At 66.7% G+C, this 22,202-nt stretch carries 25 protein-coding genes and 1 pseudogene; 16 read left to right on the forward strand and 10 right to left on the reverse strand.

The annotated features are described in order from the left end of the window. Positions 1-282, reverse strand: a 282-nt coding sequence (locus ACFRFC_RS37645; protein ID WP_383112698.1) for a hypothetical protein, incomplete at its 3' end; no start/stop codon positions are given. A gap of 216 nt (positions 283-498) precedes the next feature. On the opposite strand from ACFRFC_RS37645, the gene ACFRFC_RS37650 reads away from it, so the two are divergent. The 6 genes from ACFRFC_RS37650 (at position 499) to ACFRFC_RS37675 (ending at position 4,061) form a co-directional block, all read left to right on the forward strand. Then, positions 499-1,323: a helix-turn-helix transcriptional regulator gene (locus tag ACFRFC_RS37650; RefSeq protein WP_383112700.1), complete on the forward strand. Its 825-nt coding sequence runs from the start codon at positions 499-501 to the stop codon at positions 1,321-1,323. Continuing rightward, the gene (locus ACFRFC_RS37655; RefSeq protein ID WP_382685554.1) at positions 1,320-1,529 is read left to right on the forward strand and encodes a DUF397 domain-containing protein; all 210 of its coding nucleotides are present in this window, start codon (positions 1,320-1,322) and stop codon (positions 1,527-1,529) included. Before ACFRFC_RS37650 ends, ACFRFC_RS37655 begins: the two co-directional genes overlap by 4 nt. Further along, positions 1,519-1,821: a DUF6879 family protein gene (locus ACFRFC_RS37660; RefSeq protein WP_382685552.1), complete on the forward strand. Its 303-nt coding sequence runs from the start codon at positions 1,519-1,521 to the stop codon at positions 1,819-1,821. Before ACFRFC_RS37655 ends, ACFRFC_RS37660 begins: the two co-directional genes overlap by 11 nt. 20 nt (positions 1,822-1,841) lie before the next feature. Further along, a complete protein-coding gene (locus ACFRFC_RS37665; protein WP_383112701.1) occupies positions 1,842-2,648 on the forward strand; it encodes a helix-turn-helix domain-containing protein in 807 nt (268 codons plus the stop codon). Positions 2,649-2,749: 101 nt separating this feature from the next. Next, positions 2,750-3,232, forward strand: coding sequence for a hypothetical protein (locus ACFRFC_RS37670; RefSeq protein WP_382685550.1), 483 nt, complete (start codon positions 2,750-2,752; stop codon positions 3,230-3,232). 94 nt (positions 3,233-3,326) lie between these two features. Then, positions 3,327-4,061 (forward strand): class I SAM-dependent methyltransferase, encoded by a 735-nt coding sequence (locus tag ACFRFC_RS37675; protein WP_382685783.1) that lies wholly within the window; start codon positions 3,327-3,329, stop codon positions 4,059-4,061. Here ACFRFC_RS37675 and ACFRFC_RS37680 read toward each other — a convergent pair. The 4 genes and pseudogenes from ACFRFC_RS37680 to ACFRFC_RS37695 all read right to left on the reverse strand — a co-directional run. Beyond that, positions 4,022-5,008 carry a phosphotransferase family protein gene (locus ACFRFC_RS37680; RefSeq protein WP_382685547.1) on the reverse strand — a complete coding sequence of 329 codons (987 nt, stop codon included), beginning with the start codon at positions 5,006-5,008 and terminating at the stop codon, positions 4,022-4,024. The two genes, ACFRFC_RS37675 and ACFRFC_RS37680, sit on opposite strands and share 40 nt — an antisense overlap. 100 nt (positions 5,009-5,108) lie before the next feature. Beyond that, positions 5,109-5,579, reverse strand: coding sequence for an NUDIX hydrolase (locus ACFRFC_RS37685; protein ID WP_382685545.1), 471 nt, complete (start codon positions 5,577-5,579; stop codon positions 5,109-5,111). Positions 5,580-5,737: 158 nt separating this feature from the next. Then, the gene (locus ACFRFC_RS37690) at positions 5,738-6,757 is read right to left on the reverse strand and encodes an XRE family transcriptional regulator (RefSeq protein WP_382685781.1); all 1,020 of its coding nucleotides are present in this window, start codon (positions 6,755-6,757) and stop codon (positions 5,738-5,740) included. A gap of 141 nt (positions 6,758-6,898) precedes the next feature. Beyond that, positions 6,899-7,207, reverse strand: a pseudogene (locus tag ACFRFC_RS37695) (helix-turn-helix domain-containing protein); the annotation flags it as partial. Positions 7,208-7,372: 165 nt separating this feature from the next. Between ACFRFC_RS37695 and ACFRFC_RS37700 the strand changes: the two are divergent. After that, positions 7,373-8,275, forward strand: coding sequence for a TauD/TfdA family dioxygenase (locus tag ACFRFC_RS37700; RefSeq protein WP_382685542.1), 903 nt, complete (start codon positions 7,373-7,375; stop codon positions 8,273-8,275). A 140-nt stretch (positions 8,276-8,415) separates the two neighbouring features. Here the strand turns inward: ACFRFC_RS37700 and ACFRFC_RS37705 are convergent, their stop codons facing one another. Continuing rightward, positions 8,416-9,189 carry a glycosyltransferase family 2 protein gene (locus ACFRFC_RS37705; protein ID WP_382685539.1) on the reverse strand — a complete coding sequence of 258 codons (774 nt, stop codon included), beginning with the start codon at positions 9,187-9,189 and terminating at the stop codon, positions 8,416-8,418. 30 nt (positions 9,190-9,219) lie between these two features. Here ACFRFC_RS37705 and ACFRFC_RS37710 point away from each other — a divergent pair, with 30 nt between their 5' ends. The 9 genes from ACFRFC_RS37710 to ACFRFC_RS37750 all read left to right on the forward strand — a co-directional run bounded on the left by ACFRFC_RS37710 (position 9,220) and on the right by ACFRFC_RS37750 (position 17,040). Then, on the forward strand, positions 9,220-10,476 hold the full coding sequence (locus tag ACFRFC_RS37710; RefSeq protein ID WP_382685537.1) for a nucleotide sugar dehydrogenase: 1,257 nt from the start codon (positions 9,220-9,222) through the stop codon (positions 10,474-10,476). A gap of 51 nt (positions 10,477-10,527) precedes the next feature. Beyond that, positions 10,528-11,823 carry a hypothetical protein gene (locus ACFRFC_RS37715; RefSeq protein WP_382685535.1) on the forward strand — a complete coding sequence of 432 codons (1,296 nt, stop codon included), beginning with the start codon at positions 10,528-10,530 and terminating at the stop codon, positions 11,821-11,823. 89 nt (positions 11,824-11,912) lie between these two features. After that, the gene (locus ACFRFC_RS37720; RefSeq protein WP_382685532.1) at positions 11,913-13,022 is read left to right on the forward strand and encodes a glycosyltransferase family 4 protein; all 1,110 of its coding nucleotides are present in this window, start codon (positions 11,913-11,915) and stop codon (positions 13,020-13,022) included. Positions 13,023-13,199: 177 nt separating this feature from the next. Next, positions 13,200-13,499 (forward strand): hypothetical protein, encoded by a 300-nt coding sequence (locus tag ACFRFC_RS37725; protein WP_382685530.1) that lies wholly within the window; start codon positions 13,200-13,202, stop codon positions 13,497-13,499. A 35-nt stretch (positions 13,500-13,534) separates the two neighbouring features. Then, positions 13,535-13,645: a multiple cyclophane-containing RiPP AmcA gene (amcA, locus tag ACFRFC_RS37730; RefSeq protein ID WP_382685527.1), complete on the forward strand. Its 111-nt coding sequence runs from the start codon at positions 13,535-13,537 to the stop codon at positions 13,643-13,645. A 73-nt stretch (positions 13,646-13,718) separates the two neighbouring features. Then, positions 13,719-14,405, forward strand: a complete 687-nt coding sequence (locus tag ACFRFC_RS37735; protein ID WP_382685525.1) for a pentapeptide repeat-containing protein — start codon at positions 13,719-13,721, stop codon at positions 14,403-14,405. A gap of 745 nt (positions 14,406-15,150) precedes the next feature. Beyond that, positions 15,151-15,981 carry a hypothetical protein gene (locus ACFRFC_RS37740; RefSeq protein WP_382685522.1) on the forward strand — a complete coding sequence of 277 codons (831 nt, stop codon included), beginning with the start codon at positions 15,151-15,153 and terminating at the stop codon, positions 15,979-15,981. Positions 15,982-16,115: 134 nt separating this feature from the next. Beyond that, positions 16,116-16,499: a hypothetical protein gene (locus tag ACFRFC_RS37745; protein ID WP_382685519.1), complete on the forward strand. Its 384-nt coding sequence runs from the start codon at positions 16,116-16,118 to the stop codon at positions 16,497-16,499. Positions 16,500-16,779: 280 nt separating this feature from the next. Then, positions 16,780-17,040 (forward strand): hypothetical protein, encoded by a 261-nt coding sequence (locus tag ACFRFC_RS37750; protein ID WP_382685516.1) that lies wholly within the window; start codon positions 16,780-16,782, stop codon positions 17,038-17,040. A gap of 255 nt (positions 17,041-17,295) precedes the next feature. Here the strand turns inward: ACFRFC_RS37750 and ACFRFC_RS37755 are convergent, their stop codons facing one another. The 4 genes from ACFRFC_RS37755 to ACFRFC_RS37770 all read right to left on the reverse strand — a co-directional run bounded on the left by ACFRFC_RS37755 (position 17,296) and on the right by ACFRFC_RS37770 (position 22,188). After that, positions 17,296-19,515 carry a HelD family protein gene (locus tag ACFRFC_RS37755; protein WP_382685513.1) on the reverse strand — a complete coding sequence of 740 codons (2,220 nt, stop codon included), beginning with the start codon at positions 19,513-19,515 and terminating at the stop codon, positions 17,296-17,298. A gap of 189 nt (positions 19,516-19,704) precedes the next feature. Beyond that, the gene (gene trxA, locus ACFRFC_RS37760) at positions 19,705-20,055 is read right to left on the reverse strand and encodes a thioredoxin (RefSeq protein ID WP_382685511.1); all 351 of its coding nucleotides are present in this window, start codon (positions 20,053-20,055) and stop codon (positions 19,705-19,707) included. Further along, positions 20,052-20,477 (reverse strand): MerR family transcriptional regulator, encoded by a 426-nt coding sequence (locus ACFRFC_RS37765; protein ID WP_382685508.1) that lies wholly within the window; start codon positions 20,475-20,477, stop codon positions 20,052-20,054. Before ACFRFC_RS37765 ends, trxA begins: the two co-directional genes overlap by 4 nt. A gap of 244 nt (positions 20,478-20,721) precedes the next feature. Beyond that, complete coding sequence (locus ACFRFC_RS37770; protein WP_382685779.1) at positions 20,722-22,188, reverse strand: cation:dicarboxylate symporter family transporter; 1,467 nt, start codon at positions 22,186-22,188, stop codon at positions 20,722-20,724. Positions 22,189-22,202: the final 14 nt, after the last annotated feature.

The raw sequence follows: 22,202 nt of genomic DNA on the forward strand, positions 1-22,202 counted from the left end.
GTCCCCGCACATGGGACCGACCGGCCCGTCAGCGGCCCGCCACTGAAGCGCCAGGGCAAGCCCTTGTCGGCGCAAGCGCTGCCGCTCTTTTTCTTGCCAGTCCCGGATCCGCTGCCGTTCCCGCTCCTGCGCGGCCTCGGACACCGGGAGGTATGGCCGGACCAGCACAGCTGCGCTGGCGACCGGCACGGAACCCGACGGCTCCGAGCCGTACTCGACGACCGCGAGCGGTGGCACTAACAGCCGCGACAGCCAACCGAAGACCAGACTCATGCGCTTCATTTCGTCTCCAACTCCCGTCTAGTACTGGCTACTTGTCCACCGATGGGCGACGGTCCGAATCTGCGACTCATGTGGACACCCTGAGTCACAAGTCCGTTTCGGTAGGTGACAAGATGAGCACAGCTAGGGCGAGGCCGGGCGCCGTTAAATCGCATAGCTTGACGATGCGAACGCCGTTCGATCCCACCCGAGATGCAGAAATGGCAGGTCAGCGAGATGGAGAGCGAAGCCGCTCAGACTCCGTTAAGTCCCGTTGAGCAATTTGGTGTTGACGTGCGAGAGATGCGCCTGGCGAGAGGGCTGAGCGTCCGTGGCCTGGGCTCCGCCATCGGGTACTCGGGGGCGTACGTGTCCAATGTGGAGAACGGCAAGCAGATGCCGAGTGTCCGGTTCGCAGAGGGCTGCGACCGCGTGTTCAACACCGGAACGCTGCTCCAGCGCCAGCGGCAGGCGGCTATCGAAGGGGACCACCCGTCGTGGTTCGTGCCGTATCTCCAACATGAACGCCGGGCGAGGCGGATTCTCGGCTACTCCACGCTCTTGCTGACGGGCCTCTTGCAGACACCGGAGTACGCCCGCGCGCTGTACCGCATGAGTGTCCCTCGACTCACAGCGGAGAAGGTGGAGAGCAAAGTTGCCGCGCGTATGACACGGCGGGAGATCTTGGATCGCGCCGACCCTCCTGCCCCTGATCTCTGGGTTGTTCTCCATGAGGCGTGTCTACGGGTCGAGGTAGGCGGCATCGGAATGATGGCCCACCAGCTTGAGAGCCTGCTGGCGGATGCAGAGCGGCCGAACGTCACCCTCCAACTCCTCCCGTTCAAGGCCGTGCCCGTCACAAGCAGGCCGTTTACATTGCTGACCTTTGAGGACGCACCTACGGTGCTCCATGCCGAGGGTCCGCAAGGTGGACGACCGCTGGAAACGCCCAAGATCACGGCAGCCGCCATGGAGACCTACGATCGTCTACGAGCCGAAGCGCTCGGCCGCGAAGCCACACTCAACCTCATTCGGACAGTCCTTGAGGAGTACGCAAAATGACCGACATGTTCCCCCAGGAGAACTGGATAAAATCCAGCCATAGCGATCCCAACGGCGGTGAATGCGTCGAGTGGGCCCCCTCGTTCGCCTCTTCCGGCGCCGTCCCCCTCCGGGACAGCAAGTGCGTTGACGGCCCGATCCTCACGCTCTCCCCCGAAGCGTTCGCCGGACTGGTGGCGTTGGCCCGCAACGCCGATGTCGGCTGAACCCGGCTGTCTCATTGAGCCCCGTTCGGTCGCGTATAGCCGGACGGGGTTCCGGCGATCCGGGGTACCTGGGTCGCTTTCCCGTTCTGAGCAGGCGGTCGCGGGCCTGGCCGACCACGACTTCTGGCTCTTCGACGACCGGGACGTGTACCGGATGCACTACACGGAGGCGGGCGCGTTCGTCGGTGGTGAGCTGCTGCCGCCGGACAGGCTCACGGAGTATCAGGGGTACCGCGACCGGGCCCTGACCGCCGCCGTGCCGTTCGCCGCGTACTGGGAGCGACACCGCTGACCGAATCAATCGGCACTGCTCTGCGGGCACTGCGTCACGCGTCCGGACGGACGGGGGACGTGGTGGCCCGTAGGGCTTCCATGTCGGCGGGCAAGCTCTCAAAGATCGAGAACGGCAAGGTCCTGCCAACAGTCCAGGATGTTGACCTGATCTTGACGGCCCTCGGTGTCTCCGATGACGCCAAGGAACAATTCCTCACCGCTGCTCGGGCGGCGGCCACAGAAGAGACCGCATGGCGTGTCCTGCGACGCATGGGCCCATGGAAGCACCAGAGGACCATCCGGGCCATCGAGGCCGGCACCCAGAAACTCAGACTGTTTCAGGGACAGCTCATTCCCGGTTTGCTCCAGACCCCGGAGTATGCGTCGGCGGTATTCAGCCTGCCTCCAGCGCTGCCGGAGGAAACGCACACGAAGACAGTTGCCGCCCGGTTGGAGCGCCAGGCCGTGTTACACACCCCCGGGCGTTCCTTTCACTTCCTGATCTGCGAACACGTTCTGCGTTGGCAGATCGGCGAGCCGGTCATCATGGCGCTTCAACTTGATCGGCTCTTGTCGTTGTCCCGGCTTGCCAACATCCGTCTCGGCATCGTGCCCCAGGCAGGAAAGAAGCCGGACTTCCCGATGACGTGCTTCAGCCTCCATGACGATCGTCTCGTGATCGTGGAGACATTCCACTCGGAGGTCACCACACGTGATCCGAGAGACGTGCAGCTCTACGCCGACACGTTCGAGAGGTTCGCCGTAATCTCCGTATACGGCGATGAGATGAGGGATCTGGTGGAGCACATACGGGACGGATTCTTGCCTCAACAGGAAAGAGACTAGGAAGATTTCTGCCCCGGACAGAGGATGGTCGGCGACGAGCGGAGTGCAATGTGTGACCGGACAACACAGCGCACCCCTCCACCAGTAGGAGGATTCGCAGGATGAATACAGCAGTCCAGACGCGGACCCGTGACCCACGTACGATTCTGAACGCGCTGGAAGAGCGCGTTCCGTACCTCGTGGCCGATGTGGGCGTGGCCGACCTATGGGAACGGGAGGTTCGTCTCCTACTCCGGGACAGCGTGGCCGTGCGCAGCCTGGCGGAACGCATCCTCGGGCAGGGCGTCGCCTACGTCGTCACCGCCATGGAGAACCCGGGCACGGACATGGGCGTCGGGTACACCGTGGACATTGGTGTCCACCAGCTCATCCTGGATACCCCCTTGTACTTCGCCCTGTGCGACGCCCACAACGACGGTCGGTACAAGCATCACGCGCCGTTGATCGAGCGGCGTCGTGACGGGGTCGTGGCGCGCACCGCCCAGCTCATGCGCGCGAACGGGTTCGCTGGCGACGACGAGCTGTGGGAGACGGACGCCTCCGACTGCTCACCGTGCAACGACAAGGTCCCCGACAGCCACTGAACCGTCGTCATGGTCACAGCCCCCGTCCTTCTCGACGTATTCGAGGGCGGGGGCCGCAGCATTGCCGCACCTCGCCTATCAGAAGGACGATCCGTTGCCCGCACGACACGATATCGACAGTGAACGTGAACTCTGGGACACCTACGCAGAGAGCACCAAGGACAAGGTGTTCGATTCCGAACCCGTGTTCCGTTGGACGCAGTATGACGGGCACGGGCCCGGTCCCGAACTGCTGGGAGATCCAGAAACTGTACTGGAAATCGGGTGCGGCACAGGGCGGGCGGTTGCCCATCTCGCACAACAAGGTGTGAAGGCGACGGGGTTGGACCTGTCTCCCGTAATGACCGGCAACACCACGAAACGGTGGGGTCCTCTTGGGGCGCAGTTCATCTGCGCCGAAGTGCTGGATCATCTGAAGACCAGTCACGAGTCCTACGACGCCGTCTATTCGATCTTTGGGGCCGTGTGGTTCACCGACCCGGCAAAGCTACTGCCCTTGATCGCTTCCCGATTGAATCCGGGCGGAGTGCTCGCATTCTCCCACCCGCCGGCCATCCCCGGGGCGTATGGACCGCAGGGAATGTACAAGGGCGGATTCGCGGCCAAAGCCATGTACGCGTACCGGTACAGCTACACCCCCCGGAGATGGGTGAGCCTCCTGACCAAAGCCGGATTCCGGGAAACCGAAGTGCGGGTATGGGAAGCTCCGACCCAAGGGCACATCGGCACATTGATTGCGCGTGCGGTGATGCCCGAGGAGCCGCCGTCACCGCCGTATCCGGCTGAACGTCAGCTCAGGTCGGCCAGAACGGCGGCCACTGCCTCGTAGGTGTTCTCCGCCCCGGCGGCGTTGCCCAGCCGGTGGCGCTCCAACCGGACGGCGCCAAGGTGCCGGACCTCGTAGACCAGTGAACGCCATGCCGTGGCGGGAGAGCGGTCCCGCTCGCCGTACGCCTCCCAGAAGGCCACACGCTCGTCCTGCTTCGCCAGCGCCATGCGGATCGTCCAGTCCGCAGCCGGGTCGCCCCACCAGGTGCGGTCCATGTCGAGGACCCCGGTGATCGTGGGCTCCGCGGCCTCGGCGTCGAGCATCACGTTGACCGTCCACAGGTCCCCGGTCAGCAGCCCCGGTTCGGTGACCTCGTCGAGCACAGCACGCTCGTGCGCGGCCACTGCCGCGACCTTCCGTACGTCAGCCGCGTCCAGACCGACGCCGTCCAGGTCGGCGGCGATCTCCTCCAGCGACGCGATCACCGCCTCGCTCCACGTCTCGTACCCCGAGCCGCCGACGGGCCCGAAGTACGGGCCCCGCACGGCGTGCACGGAACGGGCGATGGCGCCCATCTGCCGGAAGAACGCCGGCCACGCCGTGCGCGGATAGGCCCCCAGGGGCTCCGGGGCCGGGACACCGTCCAGGTGTGTCTGGATCACCCAGTCCCGGCCGATCACCTCGTGCGACCAGTCCGCGGCGAGAACCTGCGGCATCAGCGGCGCGATCACCGCCAGCCACGGCACACTGCCGTACCCATTGCGCATCAGGTGTCGCTCACTGCGGAACTGGCGGCCCTCTTCCGGCGCGACCCGCAGGATCACCGGCCGGTCCCGCCAGGCCAGGGTCACGCGGTACACGTTGTTGTACATGCCCGTGCCCAGTTCGACGGCGGACACTGGCGTGGCTGCGTCCCCGAAGGCCAGTCGGCAGACTTTCCCGATCTCCTCGGCGGTCAGTGACTGCTGGAACGCCTCCGAGGCGCGCTCGATCGGCTGGAAGTCCATACCGCCAGGATGCCCCGCCCGACCGCCGCTCGTCACAACTACGGGAGCCGCCCTCCCCACGACGTCGTCGTCAGGATCGCCGCCACCGTGACCCACGAGGTCAGCCGAGATAGGGCCTCTCTCGGTGCTCCAGGAAATGATCGATCCGGAGCCGCTGCGTATGGTGCATCGGCAGTTGATCGATCTCCTCCGGCTGGACGAACCGCAGCTCCGTGGACTCGTCCGAGATCGCGAGTCGGCCGCCGGTCACGCGGGCGGTGAAGCAGACGTTGAACTGTCGGCGCACCTCACCGTCCGAGTAGGCGATGACGTGGCGAGGGTCGGTATAGGTGCCCACGAGGCCGGTGATCTCTACGTCCAGACCCGTTTCCTCCTTCACCTCCCGGACGGCCGTTCCCGGGAGTGAGTCGGTCGTCTCCAGGCCGCCACCGGGTAGCGCCCAGAGATCGTTGTCCCGGCGGCGCTGAAGGAGTACGCGCCCTTCGTCGTCGGTGACCACGGCGGAGGCGGCGACCACCAGGCTGTTCGGCTCCGGTGCGGCTGGGTCGTCGTAGTACTCGGTCCGGGCCATGGTCACCCTTCTGTTGTCGGCGTCGTGGTCTCCCACACCGCGTCGAAGCTGCTGGTGCAGGTGTCGAACAAGCCGCCCTCTCCGCTGTGCCGAAGATGCCCGCCCCGCCTGGACACGATCCTCGTCGTGGCACGGTCTCTGGCTCGGGCTTGGACCGGTCAGATGGCGAGGCCGGAGCGAGCGGCCAGGCCCCGCAGTTCGGTGGTGGTCCGGCCGGAGACGAGGAGGCCCTGGACCATGGCGCGCATGGCCGGCCGGGTGTGGGTCTCCTGCGGGGCCATGCGTTCGGCGGCCAGGAGGGCGCGCACGCAGTCGTCGCGTCGCCCCGATGCCGCGTAGGCGGTGGCCACGTCGCTGTAGTAGCGGGCCTGCCGTTCCACCGTCGGAAGTTGCCTGGGGTTCAGGGTCTTGGCGGCCGTCAGGGCGCGGCTGGGGTCGCCCGCGGAGTTCTCGGCCGAGATGAGGTGGAGTTGGACGGTGGCGGGGGAGAAGCCGCCGCCGTGGTGGCGGAGTCGGGTGGTGCCGCGTAGGGCGGTGGCGATGGCGATGGCTTCGCCGGTCAGTTCTCGCATTCCGTCGGTGTCGCCGGTGCGGGCGGCGGTGTAGGCGGCGGACTGGACGAGGAGGCCGCGTTGGGCCGTGCCGTCCGGGCTTGCTGTGCGAAGTGCGGGGTCGTCGGCGGCGGACAGTGCGATGGACAGTGCCTGGTCGTGCCAACCGGCGCGGCGTGCCAGCACGGCGAGTTGCCGGGAGGCCTCCGCCGACTGCATCGGGTCGCCGGTCGAGGCCGCGTACTGGCGGGCGCGGTCGGCGGCCATCCACCCCAGCTGCTGCTCGTCCAGCTTCACGAGCATCCGGGTGGCGAGGATGTAGGCGCGGGCGAGGCCGGTGTCGGTGCTGTCGGCATGGCCGGTGCGGATGGCGGCCGGGAGCAGGAACGCCAGCGCGGTGTAGTCGCAGGCGTGGAACGCCGCGAGCGCCCGCTCCAGGAGCCGTTCCGGGAGTTCCGTACCAGGCGTGCGGGTGCCGATACCGAGCATGGCGTCGCGGAGTGCGGCCACCAGGGCGTCGCCGACGGCGGCGTCGGTCTCAGGCCGAGGGCTTCCGGAGGGGAGGGGAATTCCGGCCGCGGCGGCGGCCGTGACGGCCAGGCCACCCAGCAGGCGTCGTCGCCTCACGGGGTCGTCTCCTTCTCGTTCCGCTGGGCGCAGGTCGGGGAATGTCCGGCGCGGCCATGGTCCCACGGCCCCGGACCGGCCGCCCGCACTCTCCGCAGGCGCCGGCGCGGGAACGGAAGGCGCCAGGCCCAGCTCGACAGGGTCGATCCCGAGTACGGTCGCGAACCCGCGCAGGACGTTGATGTCGGTCAAGGGGGTCAGGCCCCGCTCATAGCGGGACAACTGTCCCGCCGAGTAGCCGGTCCGCTCGGATAACCAGGCCAGCGTCCTTCCTTGACGCTTCCGTGCCCGACGGATGATGTCCCCAACTCTGATACTCACTTCGCCTCCACCGCAGGTGGTCCCCGGCCCCTTCCCGGGCGGAGGAGTCCACCCCCGTTTGTACCGGCTGCAAGCCGTTTGCACACGGCGCAAACCCGCTGTCGGTGACTGCTCCCCGAGCGGTTCCATCGAACCAACGCCGATGACGGCCCTCGCCGGTGGCCCTGGCGACAGGCACGGCCCGAGGCCCCACGGCACGACGAGACCCACCTGCTGCCGGACCGCGTTCGGAGCCCGGACGACAGCAGCACTAGGACAACACCCCGAGAACCCCAAGAGAGAAGGAGGCGCCGCGTGTTCATCGACATCCCGAGCGAACTCGAAGCAGCTCTGATCGACCGTTCTCTCCCACCCTGGGAACTGGACGGTTCGTTCCTGGCGCGGTCCACCATGGAGGAGTACCGGACTGAGCTGACAGCTACCCCGCGCTTCGCGGAAACCGCCGTGATCCTGCGCCACGCGCTGACCGGGGAGGGAGGCGGATACGCCGTGCTGCGCCTGGGAAACCTCGCCGAGGTACTGGGAGCCGACGACGACCGGTTCTTGCGGCTGGTGACGGGCTTCGCGGCCGAGGTGGGCGTCCCCTTCTCGCCCTTCCCGCGGTGGCCCCTGTGGAAGGACATCGGGGTCAAGGTCGACAAGGACCCTGGCAAGTCCAGCGGCATCGGGTACAACGCGTTCCACATGGACATGGTGAACGGGACCCTGCCTCCGGACTGCACCACGCTCCTGTGCGTTCGCCCCGACCCGCTCGGCGGCGGCACCAGCATCCTCTCCGACGCTCACGCGGCGGTGGGGCGGCTGTCCTCCGACAGCCGCGCCCTGCTTGCCGAGTCGGCCTACCACTACGGGACCTTTTTCGACCTGTTCGGCGTGGGCGAGGAATACAAGCAGTTTCCGATCCTCGACGGCTCCGACCCGGGCGAGGGGTTCGTCCGGTTCACCGCCAAGATGTTGGAGAGGTCCGAGCTCGGACAGGCGCACGCCGGCGCCGCCAGGGAACTCGCCGGGGAGCTCTTCCGGGGGCAGGTCTCCTTCATGCTCCAGCCCGGGGACTACTTGATCGTGAACCAGCGCCGGTTCCTGCACGGCCGGGAGGCGCTCCACCGCGGTCAAGAATCCGTTCCGATCGCCGATCGACGGCTGCTCCTCCAGTTGTTCCTGCGCGCGCCGGATGGCGCCGCCTCGGCCGCGTAGCCCGCCGACGGCTCCGGTGACCTGCCGAGCCCTGTCGTTCGGGCCCAGCCGCCGACCATGCGGCACGGCCACAGGGCGGGGCCGGTCGGGCACCACGGGAAACGGTCGGGCACCGGGCTCCCCGGGCCTGTGAACGGGTGCTAGATCCGCGACTTCCGCAGCGAGTGCCAGGCCGCCCCGCCCAGAGCCCGAGCCGACCGGAACACCGAGAGCTGTTCGTGCCGACGGTACAGGGCCCAGTTGTACGGGACGAGTGACAGCTTGTTCGATGAGAGCGACCCGGCCCGCTGCGCCCGGTACACCGCCAACGGTTCCCGCAGAGCCCGTGCGGGGGTCCCGTCCCGCATGATCGACAACCAGAGCGCGTAGTCCTGCCTCTTCGGCATGTCCGGCATCGGCTTCGCCCCGACAACCCTGCGGTCGTACATGGCGGTCAGGGCGCCGATGTGGTCATGGACCAGCATCGCGCTGTAGTCCACGCGCTCCGGCGCCCACACCACACGCCCGTTCGGGACGAAGTCGGCGGCCTCGCCCCCGTACAGGGCGTCCATCTTGTAGTAGGAGGTGAACGTGAGGGGCGTCCCGGCGGTCGCGGCGAAGGCGAGCTGTTTTTCGACCTTCGTCGGAAGCCACATGTCGTCGCTGTCGAGGAAGGCGATGTAGTCACCCCGGGCCCGCGCGATGGCCAGGTTCCGGGCCCGGGCCGCGCCCCCCTGTCGGACCGCTGCCTCCGGCAGGACCCGCTCGTCCTGCCGAGCCAGCTCTTCCAGCAGATCCATCGAGTCGTCCGAGGACGCGTCGTCCGTGATCAGCAGTTCGAGATCGGGATGGGTCTGCGCAAGCACCGACCGGACTGCGGGCCCGAGCGTGGCCGCCGAATTGTGCACAGGCATCACCACAGAAACCAAGGGCACAGCAGTGCTCCTTACCCAGTTGGAGTCGTCATGAGAGTTGTTGTCGCCGGGCAAGGCTACGTCGGACTGCCGCTCGCCGTGCGCGCCGCAGAGGTGGGCCATCGCGTCGTCGGCTACGACGTGGACACGGACCGCATCAAGCGGCTCACCGTCGGCGATTCGTATGTGGAGGACGTGACCTCCTCCCGGCTCCGCGCGGTCCTGGACACCGGGGCATACTTCGCGACCGCCGACGCCGCCGCGCTGGCCGACTTTGACATGGCGGTGATCACCGTACCCACCCCGCTGCGAGACGGCGTGCCCGACCTGACCTACATCGAGTCCTGCGCCCGGACGCTGGGCGAGCACCTTCGCCCCGGCGCGACCGTGGTCCTGGAGTCCACAACCTATCCCGGCACCACTGAGGAACTGCTGCTGCCGATCCTGGAGAAGACCGCGGGCCTCAAAGGCGGCGTGGACTTCCTGGCCGGGTTCAGTCCCGAACGCATCGCCCCGGGGAACAAGAAATGGTCGTTCGACGGGACACCCAAATTGGTGTCCGGAATCGACGCCACATCACGCGATGCGATCAAGGATTTCTACGACGGCATCTTTCGGACCACGGTCCCGGTGTCCGGGACCAAGGTCGCCGAGATGGCCAAGCTGATCGAGAACGTCTTCCGGTTCGTCAACATCTCTCTGGTCAACGAAATGGCGACGCTGGCGGCTCCTCTCGGTGTGAACATCTGGGAGGCGATTGACGCCGCCGCGACCAAGCCCTTCGGATTCACGCGGTTCACCCCGGGCCCGGGAGTCGGCGGTCACTGCCTGCCCGTCGATCCGTTGTTCCTCTCCTGGAAGGTCCAGCAGGAACTCGGTGTCCCGTTCCGGTTCGTGGAACTCGCCAACGACGTGAACCGCCACATGCCCGAATACGTCGTCCGGCGTCTCACGGAAGCACTCGACAAGCGCCACAAGCCCGTCAACGGATCCCGGATCCTGCTGCTCGGCCTGACCTACAAGATCAACGCCACCGACCTCCGCGAGTCGCCCTCGGCACGCGTCGCCGAACTCCTGATCAGCCTCGGAGCCAACGTTCGCGGCGCCGATCCCAACGTCCCGGAATGCGACGAAACCAAGCTGAACGTGCCCTTGGTGGACGCGAGCGCGGAGGAGATCACGGCCGCTGATGCTGTGGTGCTCCTCATGGACCACACGCGATTCGACCTCGCAATGATCGAGAAGAACGCGCCCTACGTTCTCGACTGCCGAAACCGTCTGTCCGGACCGAAGGTAGAAACTCTTTAGCTTCTCGAAATCCCCCCGACCTGCTGCCATCCTCCACCCCCAGGAGTTCCCTTGCACGACGAATGGGAACACGCCCACACGGACTACACCATGCTCGCGCAGCGTCACATTCCTGCCTCGCTGGCCGAAAGCGAGAGCGACTGGCGCCACCACCTGGAACGCTCAACCGCCAACGGCTGGCTGATACGACACAACGCCATGACCGAAGCGCTCGTCAGCGGAAAGCCGATATATCTGCTGCACATTGCCAAGGACATCAACGCCATCCGCACTAGCCGGCAGTTGCACGTCTCCACCGGATGCCTGGTCGGAGCCTTGTACTGCTCACCTCTCGCCAGTCAGCGCCAGGGACTGCGCCCACACAACCTCGGCGCCTACCTGATGCGGACAAAACCCTCCACCACGCCCATGATCTTCGAGGTCACCCCGGACGCCCCGATCCGGCCCAAGGGCATCGACTACCTGCACCTCGGCGCCATCCACCTGCGCACCTACCAGCGCTACCAGAGCTTCCTCACCCCGGCCGAGAACGACCGGCTCGACCGCGCAGTGCTGGCCGGGCTGGGCGCTGCGGCCGGTTTTCTCGACGTCGCCCTGCGCAACGCCGCTGGACACACCACTCCGGCACCCGAGTTCATCGACCAGTTGTCCGCCGCCGTAGCCCACGTGCCGTTTCTCGGCTACCTGTACTTCGAAGTTCTGTCCGAATACCTGATGCTCCACTCCGCTACTCCGGAGACCAAGACCTACGCCCAGGCCGGTGAGCTGAACAACTGGCTCTACAAACGGCTCGCCTTCGCCGCAGTGGACAGCATGGACCAATTGTTCGACCTGGCCCGTTTCAAACCGCGCCATCACCGGCTCGTCCAGCTCATCGAAGGCATTGAACCGGCTCTCGGACCGGGAGTCGCCGAGTACGTACGGCGACGGCTGTCCCACCTGTTTACCCGGACTGCACTGCACCCGTCGCAGGATGCGGCATCTGTCACCTTCCAGGGCGCCGATCTCAGTACGATCCAGAAAGCCGCGCCTGGACTGATCGGCCAGATGGTCTTCCGCGAGATCCGGTACATGGCCCGATATCGGCAGTTGTACCACTGCTTCGAGAAGTCCAAGGCTCTTGAGGTGTGGGACTACTGGAACAGTGAGGGGATACCCACCCCCTTCAATGGAATCCTCCCCAAGGGAGAGATCGGAATAAATCCCGTCTACCCCAGATCGTCAGTCAGGGTGTGGACAGCAGAACAAGATAGTAGGGGATATTTGCATCCGGACGAGGAGGTCATGGCTGTCTTCATGCCGCACCTGGCGTCGTGGTGGGCGCCTCCCCGTCAGCGCGAGATGTAGAACGAAGCCGGTGATTCACGCGTCGGGTTGGCCCTGGGGACCCGATCTCCAATCCCCGCCCAACGGACATCGACAAATGGGGTTTCCGTATGACCACCAAGCTCCTGAACATCTTGACCGGCATCAACCGCACCTCCGTGCCTTCGTCCGGGAGCATGATCCTCGTCAACGATCTCTACGGTGCGATGCCTGAAATCCAAACGATCTTCCTGGGTAGGGCGCCGGTCGATCAGGCTTGGAAGGCTGCGTTTGATCAACTGGTCACTCTCTCCACGACGAAGCGCCCTCACGGCCCGGACTTCGACTCCTATGTTGATGAGTTGACGCGTGAGGTCGGTGCGCTCATCGAGGAGATCCAGCCGAATGCCATTCATGCCCAGTACCTCGGGTTCGCTCTCAGCCTGGCCTTCACCCGATCTGCTGGCAACATCCCGATCATCGCCATCGCCCACGGCCCCGACGTGATGGTGGCAGAGCGCAGCACATCGGAACGGGAGAGCCTGAACGAAGTTGCTGCCGCAAGCGCCGCGATCGTCGCCCCGACCTCCGCCCTCGCCGACCGCATCGACCGTCTCACCGGACGCCGATTCACCGATCGACTCACCGTCATCCCATGGGGTATCCCTTTGGGCGATGCCCGGGTACGTGGTCAACCGCCTACCGGAACCGGACCTCTATCGTTGGTGCACGCCGGTCGTCTGGATGACAACAAATCTACGATCACCGCAGTCGAAGCCCTCGCTTTAACCGATCAGCCGCACCACTTGACCGTGATCGGCGAAGGAATCCTACGGGAGTATCTGGAACAGCGAGCCATCGAACTCGGGCTCCGGGACCGGGTTCATTTTGATCCGTTCCTGCCCCGCCCCGAACTGTGGCGCCGCCTCCCGAACTTCGACGCCTTCGTCTTCACCACCAGGGGTCTGGAGGCTTTCGGGCTCGTCCTCATTGAGGCCCAAGCCCACGGACTTCCGGTTGCCTACTCCGATCTTCCCGGTGTGAGGGAGATCCTCGGGAGCGCTGGCGTTCCCTATCCCCCTGGCGACCCGCGCTCGCTGGCCGTGGCCCTAGACGAGATGGGCCGGGACTTCCACGGGCGCAAGGCCCTGAACAGGGCGGCTCTCGACAACGCGCGCCGATACGACATCACTACCACCGGCCGGCAGCTTCGCGAACTGACGCTCCGCTTTACCTCCTGACTTCGGTGTTTCAAGCCGGCCTCAGGATTGGTGAAGTCACAAGTTCGTAGCGAAGCCCGCCGACGCCTGCCCACCGCCCACTTCCATCGCAGGGTCGCCGTCATCGCCGTATCCGGCTGAACGTCAACTCAGGTCGGGCAGAACGGCGGCCACGGCGTCGTACGGGCCCCCGAGAACGTGACGGCTACCGGCGTCCAGGCCGAGGAGTTCTGGCGCCGCACCCTCATCTGGACCCGCGAGCACCCTGGCGCCCTGGCGGTCCGGGAAGTCGAACGCCTCGCCGAGTACCTCCAGCTGATCCGTTCCGGCCGGAGAGCCGAGTGGGACGGGCTCCGCCTCGACCCGATCCCCACCGTCTCCTGGAAGGGCGACGTGGTCCTGCTCTCCTCGGAACTCGCGGACACGGCGGCGTCCGAGTACGGAGACTTCGTGGCAGGCAACATCCTCGACCGCCCCCTGCCGACACCCCCGTCGTGATGGGGTTGATAGCCACGCAGGACGTTCCGACCCCGGTGATCCTTGGAACGACGTGGGACAACCGGCCCACGTGGGACAACTGGGCGAAGAACCCGGCCCCCTTCGACAACCGCCCGACCTGGGACAACTGGAACAAGAAGACGTAGGACGCGCCGCTGCCGCCACGCCCCGGGCGGGCCGGCGCCACCGGCGACCGAGCCCCGCGCTGAAAGGCTGTTGATGGACACCCGCACGATCCGCCGTACGAGCGTCACGCTCCCTGCTCTGAACGAGCCGGGCCTCTACCTCTCCAACGTCACCTCACTGGAGGGCGGCCGTGGTCGCATGGCGGAGTTCCACTATGCCGACGCCGACCTGCGGGAACTCGATCTGGCTGACACCCACCTGTTGGACGGGCGGGTCACCGGCCTCAAGGCCCGGCGCGTCCGCCTTGAGAAGCTGCGCGTCGACTCCGTGGAGTTCACCGGCTGCGAGCTGACTTCCCTGCACTGGACCGACAGCAAAGCCTCCCGAGCTGTCTTCCGTGACTGCAAGCTCATGGGCGCCACACTCGAAGACGTGACGCTCGACAACGTCCTGTTCGAGAACTGCAAGATCGACTACAGCACCCTCACCAGCGTCCGGTCCGCTGGGCCTGTGATCTTCTCCAAGTGTTCGCTGCGCGAGACCACCTTCGCCTCCGCCGACCTCGGCGCCGCCCTGATCGATGACTGCGTTCTACGGCTGACCGAGTTCGACGGCGGAAAGTACCGCGGCCTGGACCTCCGGGGTAACGACCTCTCCCAGATTCGCGGCCTGGCCTCGCTCAAGCAGGTTGTCATCGACCACACCCAGACACTCCAGCTCGCCGAGGCCCTCGCCGCCGAGCTGGACGTCACCTTCGGCGAAGACCTCGACGACAAGTAGCTCCGCACCTGCCCTCGGGAGGTACGGCCACGGGCCCGCGATGCGTATACCCGTCCGGGACAGAGAGCGGGCTGACGGCCCCGCCCTCACGCCTACCCGAGCGCCTTCGCCGGTCTGCTGGCGTTGGCCCGCAGCGCGGCGGGCGAGGCCGGTGCCGGTGCCGTCGGCATGGCCGGTGCGGATGGCGGCCGGGAGCAGGACCGCCAGCGCGGTGTGGTCGCAGGCGTGGAACGCCGCGAGCGCCCGCGCAAGGAGATGCAGCGCGGTCAGGAAGGCACAATAGTCGTCCGGAGTGGAGCTCTTGCTCTTCTTCTTCCGGGCGTGCCAGGTGTGCAACCGGTAGGTGAAGCGAGGCCGGTGGCCCGCATACGTCACGATCCAGCAAAAGCGCGAGGATCACGCCCCCGTCACCGCCCAAGGCGAAGTTACGGGTTCAACCTGTGTACGTCGATTTCGGCCGGATCGAGGGCCAATCTTCCTCAGATCTTGATCAAATCTATTTTGCTTTATGCACCCTGGGGTCCATTCTCAACTTGGCCCTGGCCCACATCCGGTGGTGACGCCCTGAGGTGACTCGCTGGGTGGGGCTCGGCGTCCTCCGGTGTGCTGCTGGGAGCGCCGGGTTCCCATCCCTGACTCCCACATGCAAAGTGCGGCAGGATGCAACGCGAAAGTGAGAGCATTTCGGCATCTGGTCGTTTCGCAAGCGAAGAATTCCCTCAATAATCCCAAGACGGGAGAACACGTGCCGGACAGTCAGAGGAATCCAAAGCCTCGTTATTCTGCCCGCGGAGCGCATCTCGGCGACATTGAAAGGCTGGTGGACGTCGACCTTGCCGCGTTCCGTTCTGTCTACAAGGACTATGACGCGTCAGAGGCAGAACTTCGAAAGAGTCTGATCGACATGTTCACCATGCGTCTCGACAAGGTCGGTCCCGACTGGTTTCGGGTCGCCGAGAAGGACGGCTCGATAGAGGGATTCCTTGTCAGTTGCCCCACCGGGAAAACTCCGTACGAATTTAAATCGTGGGAGGACACCACCGACAATGGCACGTTGCTGAGCACTTACAACCCGGCGGGACCGAACGTGTACGTGGTCAGTCTCAGCATGCTGTCCGGTGCGGGCGAAGGTGCGCGGAACATGCTTATCCTCCACACCATGGGGAAGGTGATCGAGGGCGGGCTTGATCAATTTTTCTTCGAGTCCAGGATGCCTGGCCTGCTCTCATGGGTCCGTCGACGCTGCCGCGGCGAAGGACGCGACGTGGAATCACTGACCGAGGAGGAGCGGCTCGGTCTCGCTGAATCATATTTCCGATCGACGCGTGCGGTGAAGGGGAAACAGCGTCCCCTGGATCCGCTGCTGCGTATCTACGCAGGGATAGGGTGCACATTTGTTGGCGTGTTCCCGGATGCCTACGAGGACGCCAAGTCAATGAATTTCGGAACAGTCGGCGTATGGCGCAATCCGATGCCCCGAGTCCTGCGCAGGAACTTTGTGGCCCGGAAAGTCGTGGGCGGAATATTTTGTGCCCTGTCTCGATCCCATCGCTTGATGGGCAAGGCTTTCGCGTGAGTTTACACACTTCGCCTCCGGAGGAGGAGACGCGTCCGCTCCAGAGGCGGTCTGGAAACCTCGCTCTGCTCAGGCGGAACAAACGCTCCATTGCCGTGACGCTAGCGCTTGTCAGTACGGTACTCACTCTTGTAATGAATCCACTCGGTGAACTCAAGGGGCGCCTGTTCGATGTTGCTCCGTGGGCGGGTGTCGGAGTCATGGTCAGCGAAGGCATGTTCATCAGCGGAATAATGATGATGTCCTGGGCTGTCGGGCTCGGCTGGGGTAACCCGTTGAGACTCAGGAAAGCACTGGCCGAAATCTGTGAGAGGGCGAACGGAAGTCGGCTCTTCTGGTGCGGTTTTTGGGTCAATTCGTTCGGGGCGGTTGGCAGCGCTGTGGTTATATCGATCGGATTGATCTTCTATCTGCCCCCGGAATCCTACGGTCTTCTCGGCATCGCTTTCGCCGACTTGGCGGCAACCATCGTGATCCGTAGGGCAATAATGGCGGGCGTAAGGAAAGCCGCACTCTGATTCCCTGCGCGTCTGTCTGCTCGGGTTCACGGTCGGAGACCGCGTCGGACTTGGGTGATCCATCGGTGAACGGGGCTCCTGGTTCCTGATCGCATGGCACGACACCACGTTGATCTACCAGAGGCCCCGTTCCTCGGCATCACCGACTTGACGAAATCCAGGCGCCGGTCAAACGTAACGGCGTTGGCGTGAGCGGCTGTTGCGTTGTTCTCCGAGAACCGGTCGACGAGCCCGGACAGCCTGGCGGTGGAGCCTGCCGAAGCGACCCAGGTCCCCTTTGATGTCGTTCAGGTTGAGGCCGCATGCCTCGCTCACCCGAAGGCCGACCTGGGACATCAGCTTCGAGCCGGTGTGGTTCCGGGCGATAGGGGCGAACTTGCGGCAGGTCGCCGGTTCGCCGCCCCGGCCCGTGAACAGCGTCCCGATCTCCGGCTCACTCGGCGGCATCCGCAACCGGGCGTCCCTGGCCCCGCGCGGCCGGTTCATCTCGTCGATCGGACACGTGTCCCACGGCGGCCTGCCGAACCAGCATCTGATCTGATCGGCCGACTGCGGATCGGTCGGACGAGACGAGCGTGCTTCAGGAATCCCAAAGTTGCGCTCACGGAGTACCGGAGGTACCGGGACCGGGCCCCGACCGGCGCCCTGCTGTACGCCGCGTACCGGGAGCGTCACCGCTGACCGGCTCAACGGGCACGGCCCTGCGGGCACGGCACCGCGTGACGCGTCCGGACGGACGGACGGGGTGTCGTGCCCGCAGGGCTTCCCTGCCCCTACAGGCCACCACAGGACGCCCTCACCTCAACGCCCGAGGCAGCGCCCCCGAATGCAGCACCCCCAACCGCTGCGTAGCCCGGGTCAGTGCCACATACAGGTCGCTCACCCCGTACACGCCCGGCTCCACCACCAGCACCGAGTCGAACTCCAGGCCCTTCGCCTGGCGGGGGTCCAGGAGGACCACCCGGTGGGTCAGGTCGGGTTCCGCGCCCGCTGTCACGCCCGGTAGCCGCGCCGCGAGCCGGCGGTGCAGGCCGCGGGGGGCGATGACGGCCAGGCGGCCCTCCTGCGGGGTCAGTTCCTCCACCGCCTTGGCGATCGCGCCGGGTACGTCGTCCACCGCGCGGATCCAGGGACGTACACCCGTGGACCGTACGGAACTCGGCGGCTCGAAGTCCGGGTGCTGCGCGCGGACCACGGCCGCCGCCAAGTCCATGATCTCGGCGGGGGTGCGGTAGTTGACGCCCAGGCGGGTGTGGGTCCAGCGGTCCTCCACGTACGGGGTGAGGATGTCCGCCCACGAGCCGACGCCCGCCGGGTCCGCCGTCTGGGCCGGGTCGCCGACCAGGGTCATCGAGCGGGTCGGGCTGCGCCGCATCAGCAGCCGCCATGCCATCGGGGACAGCTCCTGCGCCTCGTCCACGATGATGTGGCCGAACGCCCAGGTGCGGTCCGCCGCCGCCCGTTCGGCGGCGCTGCGGTGGTCCGCCTCCTCGTGGCGCTCCGCGAAGCGTTCGGCGTCGATGATGTCGTGGGCCGACAGGACCTCGGACGACTCCGGGTCGCTGTCCTCCTTGTCCTCGAACTCGAACGTCCGCGACGCGTACGACACATCCAGCACGCCCTGCGCGTACGCGATCTGGGTCTCCCGCTCGCGGTCCGCCCGGGTCCGGGCCACTCGGTCGTCCTCGCCCAGCAGCTCCGCCGCCTCGTCCAGGAGCGGTACGTCCGCCGTGGTCCAGGCACGCGTCACCGGCCTGCGGATCGCTGCGGCGTCCGTGTCGCTCACGTATCCCTCCGGCGCCGCCAGGAAGTCGGCGACCAGGCGACGCGGGGTGATCCGGGGCCAGAGCTGGTCGATCGCCGACCAGACCTCGGCGTTCTCGGCCAGGTCGTCCCGGATCTGGGTCAGGTCGGTCGCGTCCAGCATGCTGGAACCGTCGTAGGGGTCGGTGCCGATGCGCTCGGCGTACAGCTCGGTCAGGGTGTTGAGGATGTGGCCCTCGAAATGCTCCCGGGCGGCGTTGTGCGGCAGCTTCGCCGCGCGGGTGCGCTCGCGGGCGACATTGACCAGCCCGTCGTCCAGCATCAGGATCTCGCGGTCGTGCTCGATCGCGATCACCGGATCGGGCAGCGCCTGCCGGTCCCGTACGACGGCGGCCAGCACGTCGGCCATCTCGGCGCCGCCCTTCACCGCGGCGGCCTCGGGACTGTCGGTCGCACTCGCCCTCACGCCCGGGAACAGCTCGCCGACCGTCGCCAGCAGCACGCCGGTCTCGCCGAGGGAGGGCAGCACCTCGCCGATGTAGCCGAGGAACGCCGGGTTGGGGCCGACGATCAGGACCGCGCGTTTGGCCAGCAGTTCGCGGTGCTCGTAGAGGAGGTACGCGGCCCGGTGCAGGGCCACCGCCGTCTTGCCGGTGCCGGGGCCGCCCTCGACCACCAGGACACCCCGGTGCGGGGCGCGGATGATCTCGTCCTGCTCGGCCTGGATGGTCTGCACGATGTCCGCCATCCGGCCGGTGCGCGCCGAGTTCAGCGCGGCCAGCAGCACGGTGTCCCCGGACGGGTCCTCGTGCCCTGTGCGCTCCCGGTCGCCGAGGTCGAGGATCTCGTCGTGCAGGGCGGTCACCCGGCGCCCGTCGGTGGACAGATGGCGGCGCCTGCGCAGGCCCATCGGGGTGTGGCCGGTGGCCAGGTAGAACGGGCGGGCGACGCCGGCCCGCCAGTCGATCAGGATCGGGGTGCGGTCGGGGTCGTCGGCGCGCAGCCCGATCCGGCCGACGTGGTGGGTGGCGCCGTCGGTGAGGTCGATCCGGCCGAAGCAGAGCGAGCCGTCCACCGCGTTCAGCGCGGCGAGCGTCGCCGCGTGCTCGGCGACCTGGATGTCCCGCTCCAGCCGGGCCTGCATGGGCTTGTCGCCCCGGGCGAGCGCATCGGTGACCGACGCCTCGGTGGCTCCGCGCAGCACGTCGACCCGGGCATACAGGCCGTCGATGAATTCCTGCTCGTCCCGCATTTCGACGTCCGGCTCATCATCTGGAAATTCACTGTTTGACAATTCCGCTCCCGCCCGGATATACTGTGCTCAGTGACTTGCTTTCGCCACTTCTATTTCCGAAGTCGCGAACTCTTGAATATACGCAGAGAAATCCCCCGAGCGCAATTGCTCGGGGGATTTCCGCTGTTCACGGGCAGGGGTGTCCGCTCAGCCCCGGGCGGCAGCCCAGAGCACCTCCGCCACCTCCTCCAGCAGCCGCCGCTTGGGCCTGGCCCCCACCATCGCCTTCACCGGCTCACCATCGCGGAACACCATGAACGTCGGCATGGACAGCACCTGATACCGCTGCGTGGTGTCCGGATTGTGGTCCACATCCAGCTGTACGACCTTCAGCCGCGCGCCCTCCTCCACCGCCAGCGCGCTGAGTACCGGCGCCATCTGACGGCACGGCGGACACCAGTCGGCGGTGAATTCCACCAGCACCGGCAATTCCGCCCCGATCACCTCGTCCGCGAAGTCCGCGTCGGTCACCTCGGCAACGCCCGCCGCCCTGCTCATGGCCGTCCTCCCAGTTCGCACCTTGGTTCCGGACCGCCCGGAACCTCCGCCTCGGCCGCCAGCTCCGCCCGCTCCCGCTCCGCCCGCGCCAGCTGCGCCCCGACCTGTGTCCGTACGGCGGTCAGCTCGCCGATCAGCGCGTCGAGTTCGTCCAGCTTGCGCCGGTAGACCACGAGCGAGGCCGGGCACAGATCGCCCTCCGGGTGCCCGGCGCGCAGACACTCCACGAACGGCCGGGTCTCCTCCAGCTCGAACCCGAAGTCCTTCAGCGTCCGGATCTGCCGCAGCAGTCGCAGGTCCCGCTCGTCGTAGGTGCGGTGCCCGTGGGCGTCCCGCCGCGCGGGCAGCAGCCCCCGTGACTCGTAGTACCTGAGCGCCCGGGTGGTGGTTCCGGCCCGCTCGGCCAGCTCGCCGATTCGCATACCGATGAACGTACGACTTGACGTCGGCGTCATGGCAAGCGCCGCCCCCCGATGTACGCCGGCGCACGGCAAGGACCCCGGGCCGGCCGAGGCGGGGGGAGAACTCGGCTTGCCCGGGGTCCCGGGTCGGGTGTCCGTCTCTGGTTCAGGCAGGAACGGGCACCCTCCGGGGAGCGGGTCGGCTTGGCTGGCAGGCTCCGCTCCCCAGGTCTGGTCAGGGCTGGTCAGGTCTGACCGGGTCCGGTCATGCCTTGGTCAGTGCCTTCTCGCCCTGCGGCTGGGCGGGCACCCCGTCCGCGCCCGCCGCGTCGGCCGCGCTGTCCGTGCCGCCCGCGGTCTCCGGCGCGGCACCGCCGTGGCCGTCGTCCAGCAGCGTCTTCTCGTCGAAGGGCAGCTTGCCGGCGAGCACCTGGTCGACCCGCTCCTTGTCGATCTCCTTGGTCCAGGTGCCGATCAGCACCGTGGCCACCGCGTTGCCCGCGAAGTTCGTCAGGGCGCGGGCCTCGCTCATGAAGCGGTCGATGCCGACGATCAGGCCGACGCCGTCCACCAGGGCCGGCGCGTGCGACTGGAGGCCACCGGCCAGCGTCGCCAGACCGGCGCCGGTGACACCGGCGGCACCCTTCGAGGCGACCAGCAGGAACAGCAGCAGCGAGATCTGCTCACCGAGCGACATCGGCGTACCCATGGCGTCGGCGATGAACAGGGACGCCATGGTCATGTAGATCATGGTGCCGTCGAGGTTGAAGGAGTAGCCGGTCGGGACGGTGATGCCGACCACCGGCTTGCTGACACCCAGGTGCTCCATCTTCGCGATGAGCCGCGGCAGCGCGGACTCGGACGAGGAGGTGGACAGGATCAGCAGGAACTCCCGGCCCAGGTACTTGAAGAGCGAGAGGACGTTCAGCCCGGAGATCAGCTTCAGCAGCGTGCCCAGCACCAGGAAGACGAACAGGAAGCAGGTCACGTAGAAGCCGAGCATCAGCACCGCGAGGCTCTTGAGGGCGTCGATGCCCGCGGAGCCGGTGACGGCGGCGATGGCGCCGAACGCGCCGATCGGGGCGGCCCACATGATCATCGCGAGGACCCGGAAGACCAGCCGCTGGATGTGCTCGATGCCCCGCAGGATCGGCTGCCCGGCGTCGCCCATCGCCTGGAGCGCGAAGCCGGCCAGCAGCGCGATCAGCAGCGTCTGGAGCACCTCGCCCCCGGTGAAGGCGGACACCATGGTGGTCGGGATGATGCCGAGCAGGAACTCGGTGGTGTCCTTGGCCTCGGCGTCGACCTGCGCCTGACCGGTCTCCCGGATCGAGTCGGTGACCGCGAGGCCGGTGCCCGGATCCAGGATGTTGCCGACGACCAGACCGATGGCCAGCGCCACCAGCGACATCGCCACGAAGTAGACCAGGGCGATACCGCCGACCGCGCCGACCTTGGCGGCCTTGCGGACCGAACCGATGCCGAGCACGATCGTGCAGAAGATGATCGGCGAGATCATCATTTTGATCAGATTGACGAAGCCTGTTCCGATCGGCTTCAGCTCGACGGCGAAGTCGGGGGCGATCAGGCCCACGGCGATGCCGATCGCGACCGCGGCGATCACCGCGATGTAGAGGTAGTGGGTGCGGTCCCGCTTGGCGGCGGGCGCGGCAGGTGCCGTTTCGGGCGTGCGGCTGCTCACGGCTGCCCTCCTTGACGTCGTCGTCGGCATCACCGGAGTGCGGC

The organism is Streptomyces sp. NPDC056734, from assembly GCF_042790455.1.
Classification (GTDB): domain Bacteria; phylum Actinomycetota; class Actinomycetes; order Streptomycetales; family Streptomycetaceae; genus Streptomyces.